This is a genomic window from Tundrisphaera lichenicola (assembly GCF_051175385.1).
Taxonomy (GTDB): domain Bacteria; phylum Planctomycetota; class Planctomycetia; order Isosphaerales; family Isosphaeraceae; genus Tundrisphaera; species Tundrisphaera lichenicola.
The window spans coordinates 2,949,078-2,969,873 of record NZ_CP195106.1 but is presented as its reverse complement, the minus strand read 5'-3'; the positions used below and the strand labels follow the sequence as shown (position 1 = coordinate 2,969,873).

18 protein-coding genes are annotated in these 20,796 nt (G+C 65.1%); 13 read left to right on the top strand and 5 right to left on the bottom strand.

Annotation, left to right across the window (positions count from 1 at the left end; all coding sequences use genetic code 11):
* Positions 1-93: 93 nt before the first annotated feature.
* Both P12x_RS11705 and P12x_RS11700 read left to right on the top strand, forming a co-directional pair.
* A complete protein-coding gene (locus tag P12x_RS11705) occupies positions 94-1,848 on the top strand; it encodes a serine/threonine-protein kinase (protein ID WP_435011048.1) in 1,755 nt (584 codons plus the stop codon).
* Between the two features lie 81 nt (positions 1,849-1,929).
* Entirely contained in the window at positions 1,930-2,988 is a 1,059-nt protein-coding gene (locus P12x_RS11700) for a hypothetical protein (RefSeq protein ID WP_435011047.1), read from the top strand.
* 108 nt (positions 2,989-3,096) lie between these two features.
* Here P12x_RS11700 and P12x_RS11695 read toward each other — a convergent pair whose 3' ends face one another.
* Positions 3,097-4,650: a Gfo/Idh/MocA family oxidoreductase gene (locus tag P12x_RS11695; protein WP_435011046.1), complete on the bottom strand. Its 1,554-nt coding sequence runs from the start codon at positions 4,648-4,650 to the stop codon at positions 3,097-3,099.
* Positions 4,651-4,830: 180 nt separating this feature from the next.
* Between P12x_RS11695 and P12x_RS11690 the strand changes: the two genes are divergently transcribed.
* The 7 genes from P12x_RS11690 to rpsU all read left to right on the top strand — a co-directional run bounded on the left by P12x_RS11690 (position 4,831) and on the right by rpsU (position 12,926).
* Positions 4,831-5,295: an SRPBCC family protein gene (locus tag P12x_RS11690; RefSeq protein ID WP_435011045.1), complete on the top strand. Its 465-nt coding sequence runs from the start codon at positions 4,831-4,833 to the stop codon at positions 5,293-5,295.
* Positions 5,296-5,397: 102 nt separating this feature from the next.
* Positions 5,398-8,340, top strand: coding sequence for a sigma-70 family RNA polymerase sigma factor (locus tag P12x_RS11685; protein ID WP_435011044.1), 2,943 nt, complete (start codon positions 5,398-5,400; stop codon positions 8,338-8,340).
* A 504-nt stretch (positions 8,341-8,844) separates the two neighbouring features.
* Complete coding sequence (gene csrA, locus P12x_RS11680; RefSeq protein WP_435011043.1) at positions 8,845-9,045, top strand: carbon storage regulator CsrA; 201 nt, start codon at positions 8,845-8,847, stop codon at positions 9,043-9,045.
* Between the two features lie 151 nt (positions 9,046-9,196).
* Positions 9,197-10,420 (top strand): aldo/keto reductase, encoded by a 1,224-nt coding sequence (locus P12x_RS11675; protein WP_435011042.1) that lies wholly within the window; start codon positions 9,197-9,199, stop codon positions 10,418-10,420.
* Between the two features lie 236 nt (positions 10,421-10,656).
* Positions 10,657-11,892, top strand: a complete 1,236-nt coding sequence (locus P12x_RS11670; RefSeq protein WP_435011041.1) for an aldo/keto reductase — start codon at positions 10,657-10,659, stop codon at positions 11,890-11,892.
* A 250-nt stretch (positions 11,893-12,142) separates the two neighbouring features.
* Complete coding sequence (locus P12x_RS11665) at positions 12,143-12,514, top strand: RNA recognition motif domain-containing protein (RefSeq protein WP_435011040.1); 372 nt, start codon at positions 12,143-12,145, stop codon at positions 12,512-12,514.
* Between the two features lie 223 nt (positions 12,515-12,737).
* Positions 12,738-12,926 carry a 30S ribosomal protein S21 gene (gene rpsU / locus P12x_RS11660; protein ID WP_026012078.1) on the top strand — a complete coding sequence of 63 codons (189 nt, stop codon included), beginning with the start codon at positions 12,738-12,740 and terminating at the stop codon, positions 12,924-12,926.
* Between the two features lie 138 nt (positions 12,927-13,064).
* Here the strand turns inward: rpsU and purB are convergent, their stop codons facing one another.
* Genes purB through P12x_RS11640 form a run of 4 tightly spaced genes read right to left on the bottom strand, consistent with a single transcriptional unit; the run spans position 13,065 to position 16,599 of the window.
* On the bottom strand, positions 13,065-14,492 hold the full coding sequence (gene purB, locus P12x_RS11655; RefSeq protein ID WP_435011039.1) for an adenylosuccinate lyase: 1,428 nt from the start codon (positions 14,490-14,492) through the stop codon (positions 13,065-13,067).
* A gap of 17 nt (positions 14,493-14,509) precedes the next feature.
* Positions 14,510-14,803, bottom strand: a complete 294-nt coding sequence (locus P12x_RS11650; RefSeq protein ID WP_435011038.1) for a hypothetical protein — start codon at positions 14,801-14,803, stop codon at positions 14,510-14,512.
* A gap of 46 nt (positions 14,804-14,849) precedes the next feature.
* Positions 14,850-15,365 (bottom strand): hypothetical protein, encoded by a 516-nt coding sequence (locus P12x_RS11645; RefSeq protein ID WP_435011037.1) that lies wholly within the window; start codon positions 15,363-15,365, stop codon positions 14,850-14,852.
* 4 nt (positions 15,366-15,369) lie between these two features.
* The gene (locus tag P12x_RS11640; protein WP_435011036.1) at positions 15,370-16,599 is read right to left on the bottom strand and encodes a Glu/Leu/Phe/Val family dehydrogenase; all 1,230 of its coding nucleotides are present in this window, start codon (positions 16,597-16,599) and stop codon (positions 15,370-15,372) included.
* A gap of 155 nt (positions 16,600-16,754) precedes the next feature.
* Here P12x_RS11640 and P12x_RS11635 point away from each other — a divergent pair, with 155 nt between their 5' ends.
* From P12x_RS11635 to P12x_RS11620, 4 genes are all read left to right on the top strand, one after another.
* Entirely contained in the window at positions 16,755-17,519 is a 765-nt protein-coding gene (locus P12x_RS11635) for a creatininase family protein (protein WP_435011035.1), read from the top strand.
* 34 nt (positions 17,520-17,553) lie between these two features.
* On the top strand, positions 17,554-18,465 hold the full coding sequence (locus P12x_RS11630; RefSeq protein ID WP_435011034.1) for a copper-binding protein: 912 nt from the start codon (positions 17,554-17,556) through the stop codon (positions 18,463-18,465).
* 447 nt (positions 18,466-18,912) lie between these two features.
* On the top strand, positions 18,913-19,278 hold the full coding sequence (locus P12x_RS11625; RefSeq protein WP_435011033.1) for an ArsR/SmtB family transcription factor: 366 nt from the start codon (positions 18,913-18,915) through the stop codon (positions 19,276-19,278).
* A 193-nt stretch (positions 19,279-19,471) separates the two neighbouring features.
* Entirely contained in the window at positions 19,472-20,707 is a 1,236-nt protein-coding gene (locus P12x_RS11620) for a DUF1501 domain-containing protein (RefSeq protein ID WP_435011032.1), read from the top strand.
* Positions 20,708-20,796: the final 89 nt, after the last annotated feature.

Here is a 20,796-nt window from a genome sequence, read left to right as displayed (position 1 = left end):
TTTCCGACAACTGACCTATAGTCACAAAAGGGAGGCCGGGCGAAGTCGCTGACGGCGAGGCAGGGCCCATTAGGGAAACTCGGCGAAGGCGTTATGGCATTGACCCTTCAGCAGTTCCTCACCACTGTTCAGAGCTCGGGCTTGCTTGGTCGGGCCCGGCTCGACTCTTCCCTTCGCGAGCTGGGTGGCTCGGGAACGCCTATCGATGCTCCGACGTTCGCCAGGGCTCTGGTCAAGCAAGGGCTCCTGACCGAATGGCAGTCGGGCAAGCTACTCGAAGGGGTCCAGCAGGGCTTTTTCCTGGGCAAGCACAAGCTGCTCAGGCACGTCGCCAGCGGCGGGATGAGTTCGGTCTACGAGGCCGAACATCTGCTGCTCCACCGGAGGGTCGCCCTGAAGGTCTTGCCCAAGAATTTGGTGGGCGAGTCCAGCTATCTGGAGCGGTTTTATCGGGAAGCTCGGGCCGTCGCCCAGCTGAACCATCCGAACATCATTCGCGGTTTCGACGTCGGTCAGGACGGCGACCACCACTACTTCGCGATGGAGTTCGTCGAAGGGACGAACCTTCAAGATCTGGTCGATCGGTCCGGCCCGGTCCCTTATCGACGGGCGGTCGAGATGATCCGCCAGGCGGCCCTGGGCCTGGGGCACGCTCACGAGGCCGGGCTGGTCCACCGCGACATCAAGCCGGGGAACCTCCTGCTGGATCGCGATGGGACGGTCAAGATCCTCGATCTGGGCCTGGTCCGCTCGCTTCCCGACGACGAGGACGAGGAAGCCTCGCTGACCCGGGTCCACGATGAGAGCGTCCTGGGTACGGTCGACTACCTTTCTCCCGAACAGGCGATCGACAGTCATGACGTCGACATCCGGTCGGACCTCTACAGCCTGGGCTGCACGCTGTACTTCCTGCTGACAGGCGGGCCCCCCTATCCCAAGGGGACCATGGCCGAGCGGCTGCTGGCCCACCAGACGAAGACTCCGGTGCCGCCTTCGGTCCTCAGGCCGGAGATCCCCGAGAGTCTGAATCGGATCGTGGCCCGGATGATGGCCCGGCGGCCCGAGGCCCGGTTCCAGAATCCCCAGGAGGTCTCGGATCTCCTGGGAGACTGGCTGTTCGGCGAGGTCGATCCCGGGAAGGTCCGGGCGGCCGGGAAGGCTCCCGCGCCCGAGATCCCGGTTCGGACCGCTCCCGTTGCCCGGGAATCCGCCACGGAATCGCCAGATTCCGTCATCATCCGTCGGAAGCGGCGAACTGCCGCATCGCTCCCGTCGGCGATGGCCCGGGCGAAGGTCGTACCGGAGAAGAGTCACGGCCGGTTGCGGGTTCGCCCGAAAATCCCGGCGAACTCCGCCTTCCAGGAATGCTGGATCCGCTGGGCCAAGGTCTTCGAGGTCGTCGCGGCGAGGAGGGAACCCCGGCTCCCCTTCGGCGAAGCCTCCTACCATCTGATCCACGAGAATTTACTGATTGCCTGCCGCGAGGGGGCCGAGTCGTCCGACGCGCAGACGCTCGAGTTCCTCGAACTGGTCGAGGACTTCGTCGCTCCCTGGCTCAACCTCGATTCGCTCCGTTCGATCGTCCGGAGCGAGATGAAGGCCAGCCTCGTGGCCCGCTACCGCGAGTTCGATCGGATCGTCCGGCCTCATCGCGAGCTTTCCCCGCAAGGCCGGCTCCTTTTAAGGGTTTGCGCCTCACTGGTCGTGGTGATCACGATCGGCTCGGTCGTGCCGGTCTCGTCGATGGTCTCGGCCGCCGGGAAGGCGTCGAGGACCCTGGTGATCAGCACTCGGAGGATCACGAATGAATTCAATACGCTGTCCGATTCGCTCCGGCGAATGAGGTGAGCCCGCCTCGGAATGGCCGCTTCACCCGCGATTTTCCCCTTCCGAATCTCCGCCCCAGTTGACGCGAACAGGAGTGAGTGCATGCCGTCTTCTGTCGTCTGCCCGAACTGTCGGAGCACGCCTCGGCCCGACGAGTTGTCCGACGATCAAAGCTGCCCGGTCTGCGGCGAGATCCTCCCCGCGGAATGCTTCGAATCGACCAAGTCGAATCATCAGGCGAGCGATTCTGGAGCAACCTCCTCGGCGCTGGACATGCCCGAATCGGCCCGGCCGAGGCCAACCGGATCGATCACCCTGCTTCGTCAAGGCCTTCGGAGCGACGAGAAGGATCAGCAAGGCGGTTGGATGGAGGGCCTATTCGCCCGCCGGGTTAAGGCCAACGGGGAGCGGGAGTCGTCCCCGGATCGTCGAGAGCAGGCCGAGGTGGCGACCGCCTGGAAACGCCAACCGGGATCATCCCGGCCCGCACCCGAATCGCGAGAGGCTCCCGCGGCCCGAGTCCCCGACTTCGAGGATCATCCCGCCTCGCACCCGCACCCGCACTCGCACCCCCGAGTCGCGGCCCCGAGGCCGCGCGTCGAGCGTCCCGCGGGTCAGGTCCCGATCCTGGGCGTCTTGACCTTCCTGGTGGTCGGGGCCATCGCCTCGGTCGCCGTCCTCCAGGGTCAGGCCACCTGGGCGAACGTCCTCTTCCTCGCGACGGTCTCGCTGCTGGGGGTCTCGATCCTGGGCATCCTGCACCGGAAGGGCGACGATCGGGCGTTCTGGCAGGGATTCGCCCTGTTCGGATGGGGGTATCTGATCATCGCCTTCGTGCCCTGGACCCCCCACCCTTCGGGCCTGGAACTGCCGACTTCCCGATGGCTTGGGGCTCTTCACGGGGCGGTTGACCGGTCTTCGGCCGGTCCTGGAGATCAATCCCAGGCCATGCCCCCGGCCGAGACGGTCGAGGGGGCCGATGTCGCAGCCCGGGGCCCAGTGGTCCCGGTCCCGGCAATCCCTCAGAGTCCCTCGATGTTCGTGCCGGCCGACCTGAGGCAGTTCACCCTGGTCGGCCACTGCCTGCTGACACTCCTGGCCGCCCTCCTGGGTTCGAGCGTCGCCCGATGGTTCTCGCGGAGCAATCTCGCGATGACCTGATCCGGCTGGCCGGATCGGCGGCGTTACGATGATAAGCCCCCGCTTTCGAAACACGGACGGCCGCCCCGTGAAGGGCGGCCGTCGTCGTTGGATGCCTTCGAGGGCGGGTCAGGCCTTCTTGGCGGGGTCCTGGCCGTCGACCCAGTCGCCTTCCAGCTTCTGGTAGGCGGGGGGGACGAGGACCGAGCCTTCGAGGGGGTCGGCCTTCCAGCCCATGACCTGATTGGGCTTGCCGCGCTCGTGGCTGACCTTCTCCCACTTCTTGGCCCACGAGTCGTCGGCCTCGGAGACCTTGCCGGTCTCCTTGTCGAAGAAGTAGGCCTTGCCCTGGCGGTAGGAGTCGACGCCGAGGTTGACCGTGGCGATCGCGGCGTAGCCGGTCTCGGCCGGGCAGAGGGTCTCGGTGTTCCTCGATCGGAGGCACTCGATGAAGTGGTCCCAGAGGGCCCGGGTGTCGGCGTCGCCGCCGGCATTGAACGGGGTGGTGACCAGGGGGCCGGAGTCGCCCTTCTTGAAGCTCGGCGGGGCCGGCTTGCTGGCGAGCTCCTGCGGGGTGAGGCGGTACGAGTCGCCGTTCTCGAAGGCGATCGTGCCGGTGTGGCCGCGGATGACCTCGGGCAGCGGGGTGTTGTTGGCCATGGTGGCGGTGACGATGACCTGACAGCCCTCGTCGTAGTCGGCGACCACGGTGGCCACGTCGGGCACGTCGCGGCCGTCATATTCGAGGTAGAGCCCGCCGCCGCCGACCACGCGCCGGGGGAACCGGATGCCGGTCGCCTGGAGCATGTGGGTCAGCTGGTGGACGAAGAGGTCGGTGTACATGCCGCCGCCGAAGTCCCAGTAGCAACGCCACTGGGCGTACTTGGCCCGGTTGAACGGCTGGTCGGGGGCCAGGCCGAACTCGGTCCCGAGGAACATCTTCCAGTCGACCGTCTTGGGGTTCATGCTCTCCAGGAGCGGGTAGTACCGCCACTGGCCGACGTCGCTATTGCGGTAATAGCTGGTCTGGACCTGCATGACGTGGCCGATCTTGCCCGAGGTGATGGCGTCGTTGGCCATCTTCCAGATCGGGTGGGCCGTCGACTGGACGCCGACGGTGAAGATCTGCTTGGTCTTGGCCTGGGTGTCGGTGATTTGCTTGGCTTCGTCGATGGTATGACACATCGGCTTTTCGCAATAGACGTCCTTGCCGGACTCCATCGCCTCGATGGCCATCTTGGCGTGCCAGTGGTCGGGGGTGCCGATGACCACCGCGTCGACGTCCTTCGAGGCCAGGATCTTGCGGTAGTCCTTGGTCACGAGCTTGTCGTCGGTCTTCAGGCCGCAGAACTCGGCGACCGGGTAGAGGCCGCGACCCACGGTGACCCAGTTGCCCGAGACCTTGATCCGGACGTCCTTGACATCCTTGCTGCCGTCCCAGACGTCGCAGATGCCGATGATGTCGACCGCCTTGCCTTCCGCCTTCATGTCCGTCAGGTGACGGACGTGGGCCGAGGTCGCCCGTCCGCCGGCGCCCAGGACGGCGAAGTTGATCCGCTCGTTGGCCCCCTTGATCGAGCCGATGGCCGGGTGGGCGAACGCACCGGCGGTCACCAGGGCGCCCGTGGCCGCCCCCGTGGTCTGCATGAAGTCGCGGCGCGACACAGTCTTCTTCTCGGTCATCGCCTTCTCCTGGAACTGGTTTGCGGGTCGGCGGCGGGAGGTCGGCCCCGGCAAGGGGGGCCGGCCGCAACCTTCATGGTGCCGAGGCAATCCCCGGCATGCAATGGAATTCTCGGGCTCTTTCTCCGATTACAATGGACTCGAAAGTGCCCGAGATCGCCCAACCCTCCCGAGATCGCCATGCAATTCGTCAAGGAATCCCGGATCGCCGCGCCGCCCTCCAAGGTCTTCGCCTTCCATGAGAGCCCCGGGGCTCTCCCCAGGCTCACCCCGCCCTGGGAGAAGGTCGAGCTCGAATCCGGAGGCGACTCGATCCGGGTCGGCAGTCGGGTCGTGCTCAAGACCAGGCTCGGGCCAATCCCGCTCCGCTGGGTCGCCGAGCATGTCGAGTACGACCCGCCCCACCGCTTCGCCGACATCCAGCTCTCCGGTCCGTTCGCGAAATGGCACCACAGCCACCAGTTCCTCGACGACGGACAGGGGGGGACGATCCTCCGCGACGTGGTCGATTACGAGGTCCCGCTCGGGGCGATCGGCCGGTTCTTCGGAGGGGGGCTGGTGAGGTCCAAGCTCAACAGAATGTTCGAGTACCGCCACGAGGCCACCCGCAAGATCGTCGAGTTGGGCGACTTCGCGGGGGCTTGATCCGGCTCGAATTTCCCCTCCCGATGGAAAAACCCGAGAGGGTTCGCGAGCAAGGCCCCTCTCTACGGTCGGACGGAACCAGTCCGGGGAGACTTTGGATCGATGGCAAGCACGGGAATCGGGTCGGCCTATCGACACCTTCGCGACCTCTTCGGGGGCGGATCGACCATTGGCCTGGCCGATGGTCAGCTCCTGGCCCGCTATGCCTCGTCGAAGGACGGGGCGGCGTTCGAGGCGCTGGTCGGTCGGCATGGGCCGATGGTCCTGGCCACCTGCCGGGCGATCTTGAAGAACGAGCAGGATGCCGAGGACGCGTTCCAGGCGACCTTCCTGGTCCTGGCCCGCAAGGCCGGATCGGTCCGGGGGGGCGAGGCCCTGGGAGGCTGGTTGCACCGGGTGGCCCGGCGATCGGCCGTCCAGGCCAGCGTCCGGTCGAAGCGGCGACGCCGGAAAGAGGCGGAGGCATCGGCCATGACACCCCCCGGATCGGCCACGTCCCGGCCGGTCGACGACCTCAAGCCGATCCTGCACGAGGAGATCGACCGCCTCCCCGAATCCCAGCGCCTGCCGGTGATCCTCTGCGACCTCCAGGGCTTGACCTACGACCAGGCCGCCCAGCAGCTCGAATGGACCGAGCCGACCCTCCGATGCCGACTGGCCCGGGGTCGTCAGAAGCTCCGCGACCGCTTGACCCGCCGGGGGATCACCGCCCCGGCGGTGGCCCTCCTGCTGGCGGGTTCATCGAGCTCGGCCTCGGTCGTCCCGAGCTTGCTGGTCCGGTCGGTGGTGTCGGCCGCCACCGGAGGAACGGCCTCGGCGGGCGTCCTGGCCCTGACCCAGACCATCTTGAGAGGGATGCTCATGACCAAGATCAAGTTTGCCTCGACCGCCCTCCTGGCGGCGATCGGCCTGACCACGGCCGGCGTGATCGCCACCGGCGCGGGCCGCCCCGATCACCCCGAGCCCTCGCCGAAACGGGTGGCCCGGGCGGTTGTTTTGAAGGTAACCCAGAAGGTGGCCCAGGTTGACAAGGAGGGAGAACCGAAACCAGGCCCATCCTCCCCAATCCGGGGTCGAGTCGTCGGGCCTGATGGCAAGCCGGTGGCCGGTGCGGTCGTGCGGCTCGCCTACCTCCCCCCCGAGATGGAGGTCCGGCCGGAAGCGATCAGCGGCCCCGATGGTCGATTCGCGATCCTCTTGCCGGATACCACGGGCAAACCGGATCTGGCCCAGACTTTCCAGTATCCCAACATTCTCGCGGCCGCCCCCGGCTTCGGGCCGGGTTGGATCCGAGGTGGCCTCCATCCCGTCCCGCCCGATGATCTGGTGATGAAGCTGGTCGAGGAAGGGCCGCCCATCGAGGGCCGGATCATCGACCTCGAAGGCCGACCCGTCGCCGATGCCCAGATCAAGGTCGAAGGTCTGTTGTCCGAAATCAACGGGGATTTCTCCGGCTGGATTGCCAGGGCGCGTGCCGATGAGATCGGTGACCTCCAAGAGGGCCAGGAGCATCACTCGATCAAACCACTTTCGATCAAGGCGAGCAGCGGTCCCGATGGTCGTTTTCTCCTGAGGGGGATCGGCAAGGATCGAGTGGCCGAGTTGCTGATCTCGGGTCCGGGAATCGTCACGACTCGGTCGTACGTCATGACCCGCGACGAGCCGAAGATCCAGCTCAGCGGGCCGAATCAAATCTGGCAGGAGAGGAGGTTGGTCCATCCTCCTCGATTCGAGCTGGCCCTGCCCCCGAGCAGGAAGGTTGAGGGGATCGCCCGAGACCGGGAGACCGGCCGCCCGATCGCGGGCCTGATCATCCGAGCGGGTCGATTCGATGACCCCATTCGCGGATGGGTTCAGGGCGGCGAGTCGAGGACCGATGCCGAGGGGCGTTACCGCCTGGATGGCCTTCCCAGGTCGGAAGTCTATCGACTCTTCGTCCAGCGATCCCCCGGCCTCCCTTACACGAACGGAAGTTTCAAGGTCACGGCCGGATCGCCGGACCTGGAGCCGATCCCCTTTGACTTCGTCCTCAAGCGAGGGATCGTGGTCCGGGGGAAGGTGACCGACAAGGTGACGGGCGAGCCGGTCCGCGCGGTGGTCAGCTTTTTCTCGATCGCCGGGAATCCGAACCTTGGCGAGTATCCGGGCTTCTCCGACAACTACCTTTGGGATCATCAAGCGAACGGTTCGACCAGCGCCGACGGAGAGTATGAGGTCATCGCCATCCCGGGTCTCGGACAGCTCGCCGTTTGGAGTCGAGAGAATCGATTCAGGTCGACCATCAGGGCCACCGTGGTTTCTGTTGATGATAAGGGCGAGAAGAAGGCCATTCAGCAACCGTCCGGTCCGGACCCATCAGACGGCGCCAATCTTGTCAAAGAGACCAATTTCGACCCCGAAATGGCCGAGACTCGGGTGGACCTCGAACTCGATCCGGGCCGTTCGGTCACCGTCGAGGTGGTCGACCCCGAAGGCCGCCCGCTCGATGGATCGAGGGTGAAGCGGGACACGGGGCGGATGGGGACCACGACGTCGGAGCCGTCCCGCTTCGAGGTTCAAGCCCTCGCCCCTTCCGAGCCGTGCCGGGTGACCATCTACCACGAAGATCGGAAGCTGATCGCCTTCGTCATCCTGAATGGGGATGAGCCCAGCCCGATGAAGATCCAACTCCAGCCGTGGGGGACGATCACCGGTCGAATCGTCGACGATCAGGGCCAGCCCCGTCCCAACCTCTTCATCACGAACGATCTGCGGCCCGACAAGATGGGGATGATGCCCAAGCCTAGCAAGGATCGGGGCGAATTCTTGGGGGATCATTTTTCACTCACCGGGATACCGACCGGCGATGATGCTCGGTTCCGGATCGAGCGGCTGATCCCCGGCTTCAAATACTATGCGATGGTCCTGGAAGGTCAGGGGAAGAGGAAACCTCCCCAATCCTTCTCCAATCTGGGACACCTGCTTGACGGAGTGACCGTCGCCCCGGGTGAGGTCAAGGACCTGGGCGACCTCAAGCCTCAGCCCTTCATGCCGCAAGCGGAGTGATCCAAGTTCCTCCGGATTCCGCTTGCGAGCGGTTCCCACGTGGTTCGTGAACCTTGATCCTGATCCGTAGGGCTCGCCCCGCCGTCCACTCTCGGGCGGCGGGGCGAGCCCTGCCCTACGTCTGCCATTCGCTCGTGATTCGGGCTGTATACCAGGATCGCCGCGTTCGAGCGGGAGCCGCTACTTTCCCTCCCGAAAGATCACTTCCGACGCCATCAGTTCCCGTTTCGACGCGCATCGTTGTCATTTTGGGAAGGAAAGTCGTCCAAACTCGACAAAATGACACCTGGACAGAAAACCGCTCGAAAAGGTCGAAAAAACTTAAAGTCTGCAGAACTTGAGCTTTTCGTCCGATCCTGGGAAATTTTTTTCTGCGTCGGCACAACCGGTGCATTAGGGATCTATCGTTCGCGGCACGAGAGTCAAAAACGCTGGATGGCGAGCTGACTCGGGTTGCGAAGGATCCACCCGAACCGTTGAGTCTCAAGCACGGAGGATTTTCCCATGCTGGTCCTGAGCCGCAAAGTCAACGAGAAGATCATGGTTGGCGACGACATCGTGATCACCATCGTCAAGATCGATCGGAATCAGGTCCGGATCGGGATCTCGGCCCCGGGTCACGTCCCCGTCTATCGCGAAGAGATCCTGCCGGCCAACTGGCAGGCCGATCATGCGGACCAGGCCGAGATCGCGATCAGCCTCTGACGCCGGACCCTCCGCGATCGCGGCCCCGGTGCCGGCTCGACTTCCCGCGATTGACGGGATAAGTTGAGAAGGCCGGGAATGACGCATCGCGACAGGTCCGACGCCTCGCTCGGAGGCCGAGGGCATCCCTCTTTATGGGAACGCAAGGCTCATGAGCAACGAACCCTCGCAGGTCCAACGTCGAGAATTCCTCCAGGCCGGCGCGCTGGCCTCAGCCGCGGCGGTATCCCTGGGGTCGCCAAGCCTGGGCGACGAACCTAATGCGTCGAAGACGACGCTACCCACCCGCAAGCTGGGCAATACCGGAGTCGACGTCACCATCCTCAACCAGGGGACGTGGCGGGCACCCGGCGCACTCGATCGGATCCTCCGGTTCTCCTACGCCAACGGCGTGCGCTACTTCGACACGGCCAAGTCCTACGGCTCCGAGCCGGGCATCGCCAAGTGGATGCAGGCCGTCCCCGAGGTCCGCAAGAACATCTTCCTCGTGACGAAGGACTCGCCCCGCGACCCTTCGCAGATGATGAAGATGCTCGACGAGCGTCTGGCGAACCTGAAGACCGACTACGTGGATCTCTTCTTCATCCACGCCCTCGGCGACCATCACGGGGCCGATGAGGCGATCGCGATGGCCAAGAGCCCCGAACTCAAGCAGGCGATCGAGGCGATCAAGAAGTCGGGCAAGGCGAAATTCGTCGGCTTCTCGACCCACCACAAGAACCGCGCCGAGATCATCGAATCGGCGGCCCAGGGCGGGTTCGTCGACGCGATCATGCTCCAGTACACCGCGTGGCTCGACAAGGACGCCCCGCTGAACAAGGCGCTCGATGCCGCCTACAAGCGAGGGATCGGCCTGATCTCGATGAAGCAGGTCGCCGGGCCCGAGCCCGAGAAGTTCCTCGCCGAGGTCCCCAAGCACGTGCCGGGGCTCCAGGAGAAGGGGCTCTCGCCGTTCCAGGGTCTGCTGCACGCCATCTGGTCGGACGAGCGGATCTCGACCTGCTGCGTCTCGATGCGGAACCTCGACCAGATCACCGAGAATACCGTCGCCGCCCGCAAGTTCGAGCCGCTCAAGCAGGCCGAGATCGAGGGGCTCCACCGGGCCTTCATGGCCTCGCACCCCTCGCTCTGCGCCGACTGCGATGGCCGATGCGCCAAGGCCGGCAAGACGGATGCGGCACTGGGCGACCTGACCCGGTACCTGACCTATCACGAGCGCCACGGAGCCCGGAGCGAGGCCCGCAAGCTGTTCGCCGAGCTGCCCGAGGCCGCCCGCGACTGGAAGGACGCCGACCTCGCCGCCGCGCAGGCGGCCTGCCCGAATCATCTGAACTTCGCCGAATTGCTGCCGAAGGTCGAGCGCCACCTGGGCTGATCGACCGGCGCAATCCGATGAAACCCCAGCGGCCCGGGATCACCCACCGGGCCGCGGCTTCGCGCCTCGATGAAGTTTAAAGGAAGTTTGAGAATTCGCCCGAACCCGACCAGCCCTGGGTCGACAACCGTCGGCCTCATGGCTAGGCTGATCGGTCGCGGGATCCACTCGTTCGCGGAAAACGTTCGACGCCCCAGGGGCCGAGGACATCCCTTTTTATGGGAGAGAGAAGCGAGATGAGCGACAAAGATCGTTCGCAGGTCGATCGCCGGGAATTCCTCCAGACCGGAGCCGCGGCCACCGCCGCCGCCTCGGCCCTGACGCTGGGTGCCGGCTCCGCCTCGGGCCAGGACAAGGCCAAGGGCACGCTGCCGACCCGCAAGCTGGGCACCAAGACCGGCGTCGACGTGACGATCCTCAATGTCGGGACCGGGGCCTGGCGCTCGCTGGGCGGGGCCTCCGATCGGCTCCTCCGGCTCGCCTACGCCAACGGGATCCGCTACATCGACACCGCCAACGCCTATCAGACCGAGCCGGCCGTCGCCCGCTTCTTCAAGGCGATGCCCGAGGCGAAGAAGGATACCTTCGTCGTCACCAAGGATACGCCCAAGTCGCCCAAGCAGCTCATCGAGCAGCTCGACAAGCGGCTGGCGGTCCTGGAGATGGACTCGGTCGACGCCTTCTTCTTCCACGGGCTGGGCGATCACCACAGCGCCGACGAGTGCATCGAGTTCCTCAAGGGCAAGGAATTCCGCGAGACCGCCGACGCGATCAAGAAGTCGGGCAAGGCCAAGTTCTTCGGCTTCTCGGTCCACCACCCGAAGCTGGCCGAGATGATCACCACCGCGGCCGAGGCCAACGTGGTCGACATGATCATGGTGAAGTACAACGCCTTCGCCGCCAAGGATCACCCGTTCAACAAGGCCCTCGACGCCGCCCACGCCAAGGGGATCGGCCTGATCTCGATGAAGCAGCTGGCCGGATCGGAGACCATGCTCAACGACATGGCCACCAAGGTCCCCAGCCTCAAGGACAAGGGCCTGGCCCCGTACCAGATGCTCCTGCACGCGATCTGGACCGATGAGCGGATCTCCTCCTGCTGCGTCTCGATGAAGACCGTCGAGCAAGTCAACGAAGACTCCTCCGCCGCCCGGACCTTCGAGCCGCTCAAGGCCGCCGAGCTCCGCGAGATCCACGAGTTCTTCCTCGCCTCCAAGCCGACCATGTGCGCCCTTTGCGACGGTCGGTGTGCCGAGGCCGCCGGGACCAGCGCCGCCTTGGGCGACCTGACCCGCTTCCTCACCTACCACGAGCACCACGGCGAGCGTTCCGAGGCCCGTCGGCTCTATGCCGAGCTGCCCGAATCGGCCCGGAACTGGAGCGACGCCGACCTCGCCGCCGCGCAGGAGGCTTGCCCCAGCCACCTCGATTTCGCCGAGCTCCTGCCCCGCGCCGATCGTAACCTGGCCTGAGCCGGGACCGCCCGCATCACAGCTCGATCCGTCGAACAGCCCGGGAAGCATCCCGGGCTGTTCGTGTTGATCGCTGATGGATCGAAGAAATTCGACCTTTTTTCCCTTGAGTTCTCCGAATCCATCCGCCATATTTTCCGATGGCGCGTGGAGATTCCTCGGAGAAATCCCGGCGCCGAGCCTTGGCGACGACGAAGCACCGACGATCCGCGGTGGATTGTTCGAGGACGGAATCGGAAGGCCAGCGATCATGGGTAAGAACATCTACGTGGGCAACCTGCCCTATGACACCACCGGCGACGACCTGGTCGAACTCTTCCAGGCCTACGGGACAGTGTCGAGCGGACAGGTCATCATCGACAAATTCAGCAACCGGAGCCGCGGGTTCGGTTTCGTCGAGATGTCGCAGGACGACGAGGCGCAGGCCGCGATCGACGCCCTGAACGGCACCCCGTACGGAGGCCGACCCTTGACCGTCAACGAAGCCCGTCCCCGCGAGGAACGAGGGAGCGGCGGTGGAGGCGGCGGCGGACGGGGCGGTTATGGCGGTGGCGGCGGCTACGGGGGAGGCGGCGGGAGCGGAGGCTACGGTGGCGGTGGCGGCTATGGCGGCGGCTACTGAGTTCCCGGACTGACTCTCGCGACTGCGTCCTCGGCGGGTGCCGCCCGGTCGGCTCTCGAAAAAGCTCCCATCGCCCGGTTGAAACGGCTTGGCGAACGCGGTCGCGTCGTCTATACTGATGAATTACCGCCCTGCCAAGGCCGCCGGCCCTGGTTCAGGGGCGATCCCCTCGCCCGCTTCGCGAGGAACTGATGAGACATTCAGCAATTCGGAGATCGAGCCTGTGGTGAAGTTAAGGGTCCGTTCCGGCGAGTCGATTCAGGAAGCCGTCCGACGCTTCCGCAAGCTCTGCGAGCGCAGTGGCCTCCGGAAAGAGATGCGGCGTAAGGCCTATTACGAGAAGCCCAGCGAGCGCCGACGCCGCGAGGAGCTCAAGCGCCTCCGCAAGGCCCGCCAGGCCGCCCGCGTCTGATCAGACCATCGCCGACGACCCGACCGGACCGCCGCCGACTCGCGGCCTCGAACGGATCTCGACCAAAGCCCGGGGTTTCCCCCGGGCTTTCTTCATTGAGTCCGGACCAACGGGGCAATCGTCGCGGTCATCGAAGTTCTAGACGTGAACATCCCGCCGCTGGCCAAGCCCCTCGGGATACCGCTTCCGGATCGGCTCGACTTCGCGCGTCAGGAAAGCATCGACCTGCTCCGGGGAGCGGCCGACGAACTGACGGGCGTCGAGGACGCTCGCGAGGTTGACGCCCCGGAAGGCGGGGTCCTGGGCAATCCGCTCGGTCAGGTCGTTGATTCCATCCCCTTGCTTGATTCTGGACCCGGCGGCGATCGAGTGGGTTCGGACTCGTTCGTGAAGATCCTGGCGGTCGCCCCCGAGCTTGACCCCGGCCATCATCAGGTTTTCGGTCGCCATGAAGGGGAGTTCGGCCGCGACGTTCCTCGCGATGACAGGGCGGTTGACCACCAGGCCGGGCACCACGTTCAGGTAGAGCGTCAGGATCGCATCGATGGAGAGGAACGCCTGGGGGAGCACCATCCTGCGGACCGCGCTGTCGTCCAGGGTCCGTTCGAGCCACTGGGTCGCCGCCGTCTGCGTGGCGGCGGCGGGCAGGGCCATCGCGAACCGGGCGATCGAGCACATCCGCTCGGCCCGCATCGGGTTCCGCTTGTAGGCCATCGCCGAAGATCCGATCTGCTCGGCCTCGAACGGCTCCTCAACCTCGCGCTCGTGCGCTAGGAGGCGGAGATCCGATCCGAACCGGTGGGCGCTCTCGGCGACGGCCGAGAGGGCGGCGACGACCTGCGAGTCGACCTTCCGTGTGTACGTTTGCCCCGAGACCGGGTGCGAGTCGGCGAATCCGAACGCCTCGGCCACCAGCCGGTCCAGCTCCTCGACCTTGGCGTGGTCGCCGTCGAAGAGCGAGAGGAAGCTCGCCTGGGTGCCCGTGGTCCCCTTCACGCCGAGGAACCGGAGGTCCTCAAGCCGCCGCTCGACGTCTCGAAGGTCCATCACCAGTTCGTAGCACCACAAGGTCGCCCGCTTGCCGACCGTCACCAGTTGAGCGGGCTGAAAATGCGTGTAGCCCAGGCAGGGGAGGTCGCGGTAGGTCTGGGCGAAGGTTCCCAGCGCGTCGATCGCGCCGACGAGCCCATCGCGGATCATTGACAGGGCTTCGCGGATCAAGATCAGGTCGGTGTTGTCGGTGACGTAGCAACTCGTCGCGCCCAGGTGGATGATCTTCCGGGCGTCGGGGGCCACGTCTCCATAAGCGTGAACGTGCGCCATCACGTCGTGACGGAGCCGTTTTTCGTGGGCCCTCGCGGCGTCGAAGTCGATGTCGTCGACCTTGGCCTTCAACTCGGCGATCTGGGCTTCGGTGACGTTCAATCCCAGTGCACGCTCGGCCTCGGCCAGGGCGACCCAGAGTCGTCGCCAGGTCGAGAACTTCTTCTGGCTCGACCAAAGTTCGGCCATCGCTCGCGAGGCGTACCGGGTGACGAGAGGGTTTTCGTAGGTGGAGTTGCTCATGATCGATCAGGCGATTTTTAGTGGAAGTAAAGTAATCGAATGTGGAGAGGATTGCTCTTGTCATAGCCACGAAGGTAACTGTCGCGGACCGAGGCGATTCCGGCCGTGTAGAAGGCAATCAGGGCAATCGCGATCATCACATCCTTGAGAGTTCGTCGTGCCTTCAAAATGGGAAGCGAGGATGCGATGAGGCCAAACGCCATGGCGCATCCGAGCCAGGCATCTGATCCTGCAATGTCATAGATCGGCGCAGTCAAGGCGAAAGTCAGTCCGCTCAGTATCAGTAGAATGATCGAGAGAAAATAGATCATGGTCGGGAAATCACTCGATGGCCGTCGGTCATTCTACAGGTCCAACCTACGAAAGTGACTGTCCCGAATCGAGGTCGATTGTATAGTCGATCCATCCTCCAGGTGGATCCCATTCGCCTTGACCGGACACAATGCCATTCGCGACCCGATCGACCACCACTCCATCGATTCCCAGGTCTGACGATCGCCAGATCAAGTTGGCAGATTGGGAATACCGGAATAATTTCATTCCGGAAGCAACGAGTAAATAATCGTGGTCTGAATAAATGTGCCCAAAATAAGAATCGAGATTGTAACTCCTATTCAACCCAAGCTTAAGATTAAAAAAGTGGATATAATGTCCATATCCAACAGCAATGAGGCTTCCCCAGATCTGTATCTCCTGAAAGACGTAGGCTTCTTCACTCCCATCTCCGAACAGTTCGATCCGCCAGCTTAATATTCCTGCTTCCTCAACCAGGACGCAAAGGTCTGGTTCGCGAACGTTGCTGATGGAGCCGACTCCGATGATCCTCGAGGCGATCAAAGGAGGCCGTTCCTGCGAGAAATAGGCGAGCAGCACGCCATCAAATCCCCCCCAGGACCCGCGCCCGTCCCACGCGGTTGATCGCCAGCATGAACGCGGCGGTCCGGAGGCTGACGCCCTTGCGTTGGGCCATGTCGAAGACCTTGGCGAAGCTCTCGACCATCCGGCGTTCTTCCTCGCGCTGGACCTGTTCGAGGGGCCACCGGAAGTGCTGGAGGTTCTGGACCCACTCGAAGTAGCTGACGACCACGCCGCCGGCGTTGGCGAGGATGTCGGGGACGACCGGGATCTCCCTCCGCTCGAAGACCTCATCGGCGTCGGGCCAGGTGGGGCCGTTGGCGGCCTCGACGATCAGGTCGGCCTGGACGACCTCGGCCATCGCGGCATCGAAGACCCCCCCGAGCGCGGCGGGGATCAGGACGTCGACCGGATTGGTGAGCAGTTGCTCATTGGTGATCGCGTCGCCCCCCTTGAACCCGACGACCTTCCGATGGACGGCCACGTGCTTGTCCAGCTCGGGGATCGGCAGCCCTTCGGGATTCGTCAGGCCGCCGAAGGCGTCGGAGACCGCGACGATCTTCCCGCCCGCCTGGTGGAGGAACCGGGCGGAATAGCTCCCGACGTTCCCGTAGCCCTGGATGGCGAAGGTGGTCCCGGCGATCGTCCGGCCGAGCTTGCCGAGCATCTCCCGGCAGATCAATGCGACCCCGTAACCGGTGGCGGCCTCTCGACCGGCCGAGCCGTGGAGCTCGACCGGCTTGCCGGTGACCACGGCGGGGTGGTGGCCGTGGAACTTGGAATACTCGTTCATGATCCAGGCCATCACCTGGGCATCGGTCCCCACGTCCGGCGCGGGGATGTCCTTGTCGGGTCCGATGAAGTCGTGGATCTGCTGGACGAATCGTCGGGTGACCCGCTCCAATTCCCCCCGGGAGAGCTGGCTGGGGTCGCAATTCATCCCCCCCTTGCCGCCCCCGAATGGGACGTCGACGACGGCCGTCTTCCAGGTCATCAGGCTGGCCAGGGCCTCGGCCTCGTCCATGTCGACGCGTGGATGATAGCGGAGCCCGCCCTTGAACGGCCCCCGGGCGTTGTCGTGCTGGACCCGGTAGCCGATGAAGTTGCCGATCTGGCCGGAATCCATCTCGATGGCCACCTCGACCCGCAGCTCGCGGTCGGGCGTGACCATCATGGTCCGCATGTTCCCGGTCAGATCGAGGCGGCTCGCGGCCTTGTCGAAATAATGGTTCGTCGCCTCGAAGGCTTGCATCGGACGGCCAGTCCCCGGTTAATGGGGGTCTTCAGCGACTCCCCCGCCTCGCGACCCCGCCCTCGGATCGTACCGGAGATGCCCCTCCATCCGCAAGGACGATCGGCTTTCGGGTCGAGGCCGCCCGATCGAATCCATCCACCAGGCGAAATTTCATGAATCCCTATCTCCTGAGCGAGACGAATTACGGACGGGTCAAGGCCACTCCCTTCGATGTTGCCGTGCTCCCGCTGGGGGCCACCGAGCCTCACAACCTTCATCTTCCCTACGGGACCGACACCTATCAGGTCGAGGCCGTCGGGCGGCTCGCATGCGCCAGGGCCCACGAGCGGGGGGCCCGCGTCGCGCTCTTGCCGGCGATCCCCTATGGGACCGAGACCAACCAGATGCGGTTCCCGATGGCCATGAATCTCGACCCCTCGACCCTGGCGAGGGTCATCGCCGACCTGGTCGACTCCCTGGCCACGCATGGAGTGATGAAGTGCGTCTTGCTCAACGGGCACGGCGGGAACGACCTCAAGTGGATGCTCCGCGAGCTGCACCTCAAGACGCCCGTCCGGCTGTTCGCCTGCCACTGGTGGAAGATGGCCTCGGACAAATATAAGGAACTGTTCGAGGACCCGGGCGATCATGCGGGCGAGCTCGAGACCAGCATGATCATGGCCCATCGGCCCGACCTCGTGGCCGAGGGGACCGCCGACGCCGGCTCGCTGGCCCCGACCCGGTTCGAGGCGGTCAACAAGGGATACGTCGAGATCACCCGATCATGGCACCTCCTGACCACCAACTCGGGCGCGGGGGATCCCGGGCCTGCGACCGCCGCCAAGGGCGAGGCCCTGACCGAGATCGTCGTGGACCGACTCGCCTCCTTCCTGGTCGACCTGGCCGCCAGCCCGATCGACGACCGGTTCCCGTTCTGATCGGCTCCTGATCGAATTCATGAGGTTCTTATTGATGAGAGTGCAAACATTTGCGGTGATCGGGATGGCCACGCTGGTCGTCGGCTGCGGCGGGGAAGCTCCTCCCTCGGGACCGGCCCCGAGACCGATCCCCTCGGCGAAGGCGAGTTCGAAGACCTATCGACTCAAAGGCGTGGTCCGGAAGGTCGACGCCGGGTCGGGCGAGGTGACGATCACCCACGAGGAGATCCCCGGCTTCATGCCGGCCATGACGATGCCGTTCACCCTGGAGGACAGGGCCTCGCTGGAGGACATCCGGCCCGGGGATGAGGTCGAAGGGCCTCTCCGGGTCGAATCGGTCGGGGGCCGGGTCGAGGACTATGACCTGATCGAGCTGACCGTGACCCGCCCGGCCATCGAGCCCCCGCCACCGCCGATCGCCACGGACGCCAGACTCTTGAAGATCGGCGACCCGGTTCCTGATTTCACCATGACAACTCAGGAGGGGGGGACGCTCAAGCTTTCCGACTTGAAGGGGAAAGTAGTTGTCTTGACGTTTATTTATACCCGCTGCCCGCTTCCCGACTTCTGCCCGGCCATGGATGCGAAGTTCGCCGACCTGGCCCGACGGATCGCGGTCGCCCCGGCCAGGGCCGAGGGCGTCCGGCTCCTCTCGGTGAGCTTCGACCCCGAGCACGACACGCCGGCCGTCCTGGCCGAGCACGCGAAACGACGAGGGGCCGAGCCGCCGCTCTGGACCTTCGCCGTCGCCTCGCATGAACAACTGGCGAAGGTGGCCGACCCGCTCGGCCTGACCGTCGCGCCCGGGGCTCGGGAGATCTCCCACAACCTGCGGACGGCCGTGATCGGCCCCGACGGCCGCCTCGCGAGATTGGAGTCGGGGCAGGGATGGTCGACCGCCGATTTGCTCGGGGCGATCTATTCGTTCATCCCCCCGACTCGATGACGAATGCGGGTCGACGGCCCTATTTCTGACGGGGCCGGATGGCCGATCGGATCAATCGTAAGCAGACGTGACCAGTCCCGAGTCCGGCAAATCTCTGGATTTGCGGATTGTGACGGATGTCGCGTTTCGCCTCAGCGTGTCGAATAATGTCCATCTTGGGATTTTGATCGCGAGTTGATATTGTCAAAAGGCTATCCCATGTTACATTATGGTTAGACATGATCCTCAAATCGGATGTCATGGTTGAAAAGATCGACGTCCCGGCGAATCCTGATCGGGCGTTTGTTGTCAACGATGCCTGTTCGCATGTTTAGCGGTGATTGTCGTCATTCGGCACCACGTTGGTCCGGACGACCTCTAAAGGGTGGACGATCGCGGGCCTGCTGGGCCTGCCGGCCACGAAAGTTCGCCCGTCGTGACGATCGACGGCGCGGGAGAGTACCTGGAATGGCAACGACCAAGGTTAGCACCCCGAGCAAAGCCGCCGCCCCGAAGGCCCCCGCCAAGTCGAAGGCGAGCAAGGCGGCCGACCTGCGATCGAGCCAGGCGCGGCGAGCTTCGATCCTCCTGAAGCATGTCAGTGACCCGACCCGTCTCCAGGTCATCTTGATCCTCGCCGATGGCGAGCAGCATGTCGGCGCGCTCTGCTCGCAGCTCAGCCAGAGCCAGCCCGCGGTCAGCCACCACCTGGCCTTGCTGCGACATGGCGGGATCATCGCCCCTCGTCGCCAGGGCAAGAACAATTTCTACAGCCTGACCGAAGTCGGCGCCGATCTCGCCGTGGTGGTCAAGGGCCTGATGAACGGGGCTTGACCCGCATCCGAACGAGTCCCGGACGACCGCAGGGCCATCGCCTCCGATTTCGGGGGCGTTGTGCGTTCGAAGGCATGCCGATGGGATCCTCGAGCCCGCTGGGAAAACCCCGGCCTGGGCTATGGCCGGGGCGACGGCCCGGGTAACCTGATGGGGCCTAGACCAAGGCTCACCAATCGGGGGATACCGAACGATGCGGACGACCGGATCCAGGGCGATCGGGGCTCATGACGGGGCAACGAGACGCGACCTACTGAAGCTGGGCGGACTGGGAGCCCTGGGCCTCGGCCTGACCGGTGGTCCCGCCGGGGCAGCCCGGGCTGATGGCCATCGATCCGTGATCCTCCTGATGATGGTCGGCGGGCCGAGCCAGCTGGAGACGTTCGACCCCAAGCCGGAGGCTCCCAGCGAAGTCCGAGGTCCCTTCCGGGCGATCGAGACCTCGCTTCCCGGGGTCCGGGTCGTCGAGCACCTTCCGGGGATCGCTCGGAGGATGGATCGACTGACGCTGGTCCGTTCGATGAACCACGATGCCGCTCCCATCCACGAGACGGGCCTCCAGCTCCTGGGGACCGGCCAGCTCTGTCGAGCCGGGGCCGAGCATCCGCATCTCGGCTCGATCGCGGCCCGTCAGTTGGGAGCCTCGGGCGGCCTCCCGCCGTTCGTGGTCTTGCCCGGCCCGATCGGAAACACGGGCGTGAGCGTCTCGCACGGGCAGTCGGCCGGACTCCTCGGCCCCTCGTTCGAGCCGTTCGTCCTCGGAGACGACCCGTCTTCGGCCGGCTTCGACGCGGCGGCCGCCCATGACCGGGCTCGACGATTCCTGGATGGAGCGGAGGGGCTGGTCTCCGCGGGGCAGCCCTCGCGTTCCTCGCGCCGGGCGTTCGATCTCGACGACGAACGCGAGGGGCTCCGCGAGGCCTATGATCGGTCTGCGGTTGGCCAGGGCTGCCTGATGGCCCGGCGGCTGGTCGAGTCGGGCGTCCGGGTGGTGGTCGTGAATATGTTCGAGACCGTCTTCGGCCGGTCGAGCTGGGACGCCCACGGTCGAGGACCATTCGCGACCCTCGACGACTATGCTCGTGAGCTGCTCCCCGCGTTCGATCGGGCGTTTTCGACGCTCGTCGATGACCTGGAGTCTCGGGGCCTGCTGGACTCGACGCTGGTGGTCGCCTCGGGAGAGTTCGGCCGAACCCCACGGATCAACATGTCGGGCGGTCGCGATCACTGGACGGGTGCCTGGTCGGCCCTCCTGGCCGGGGGCGGGACGGCCGGTGGCCGGGTGATCGGCGCCACCGATCGGACCGCCTCGGAGCCGGTCGATCGCCCCGTGGCGCTCGCCGAGTTGTTCGGCACGATGGCCCACTCGCTTGGTCTGGAGTCCACCGACGACGGATTGGCCTCCCCGATCTTCGAGGCCTTCGGCTGATCGGGGCATTCCCTCGGAAAATCGTCACAATCCGCAAAGATTCCCCAAGTGTGAAGGCTGGCCCGGACGATGAGTAGTCCTGGGTCGGA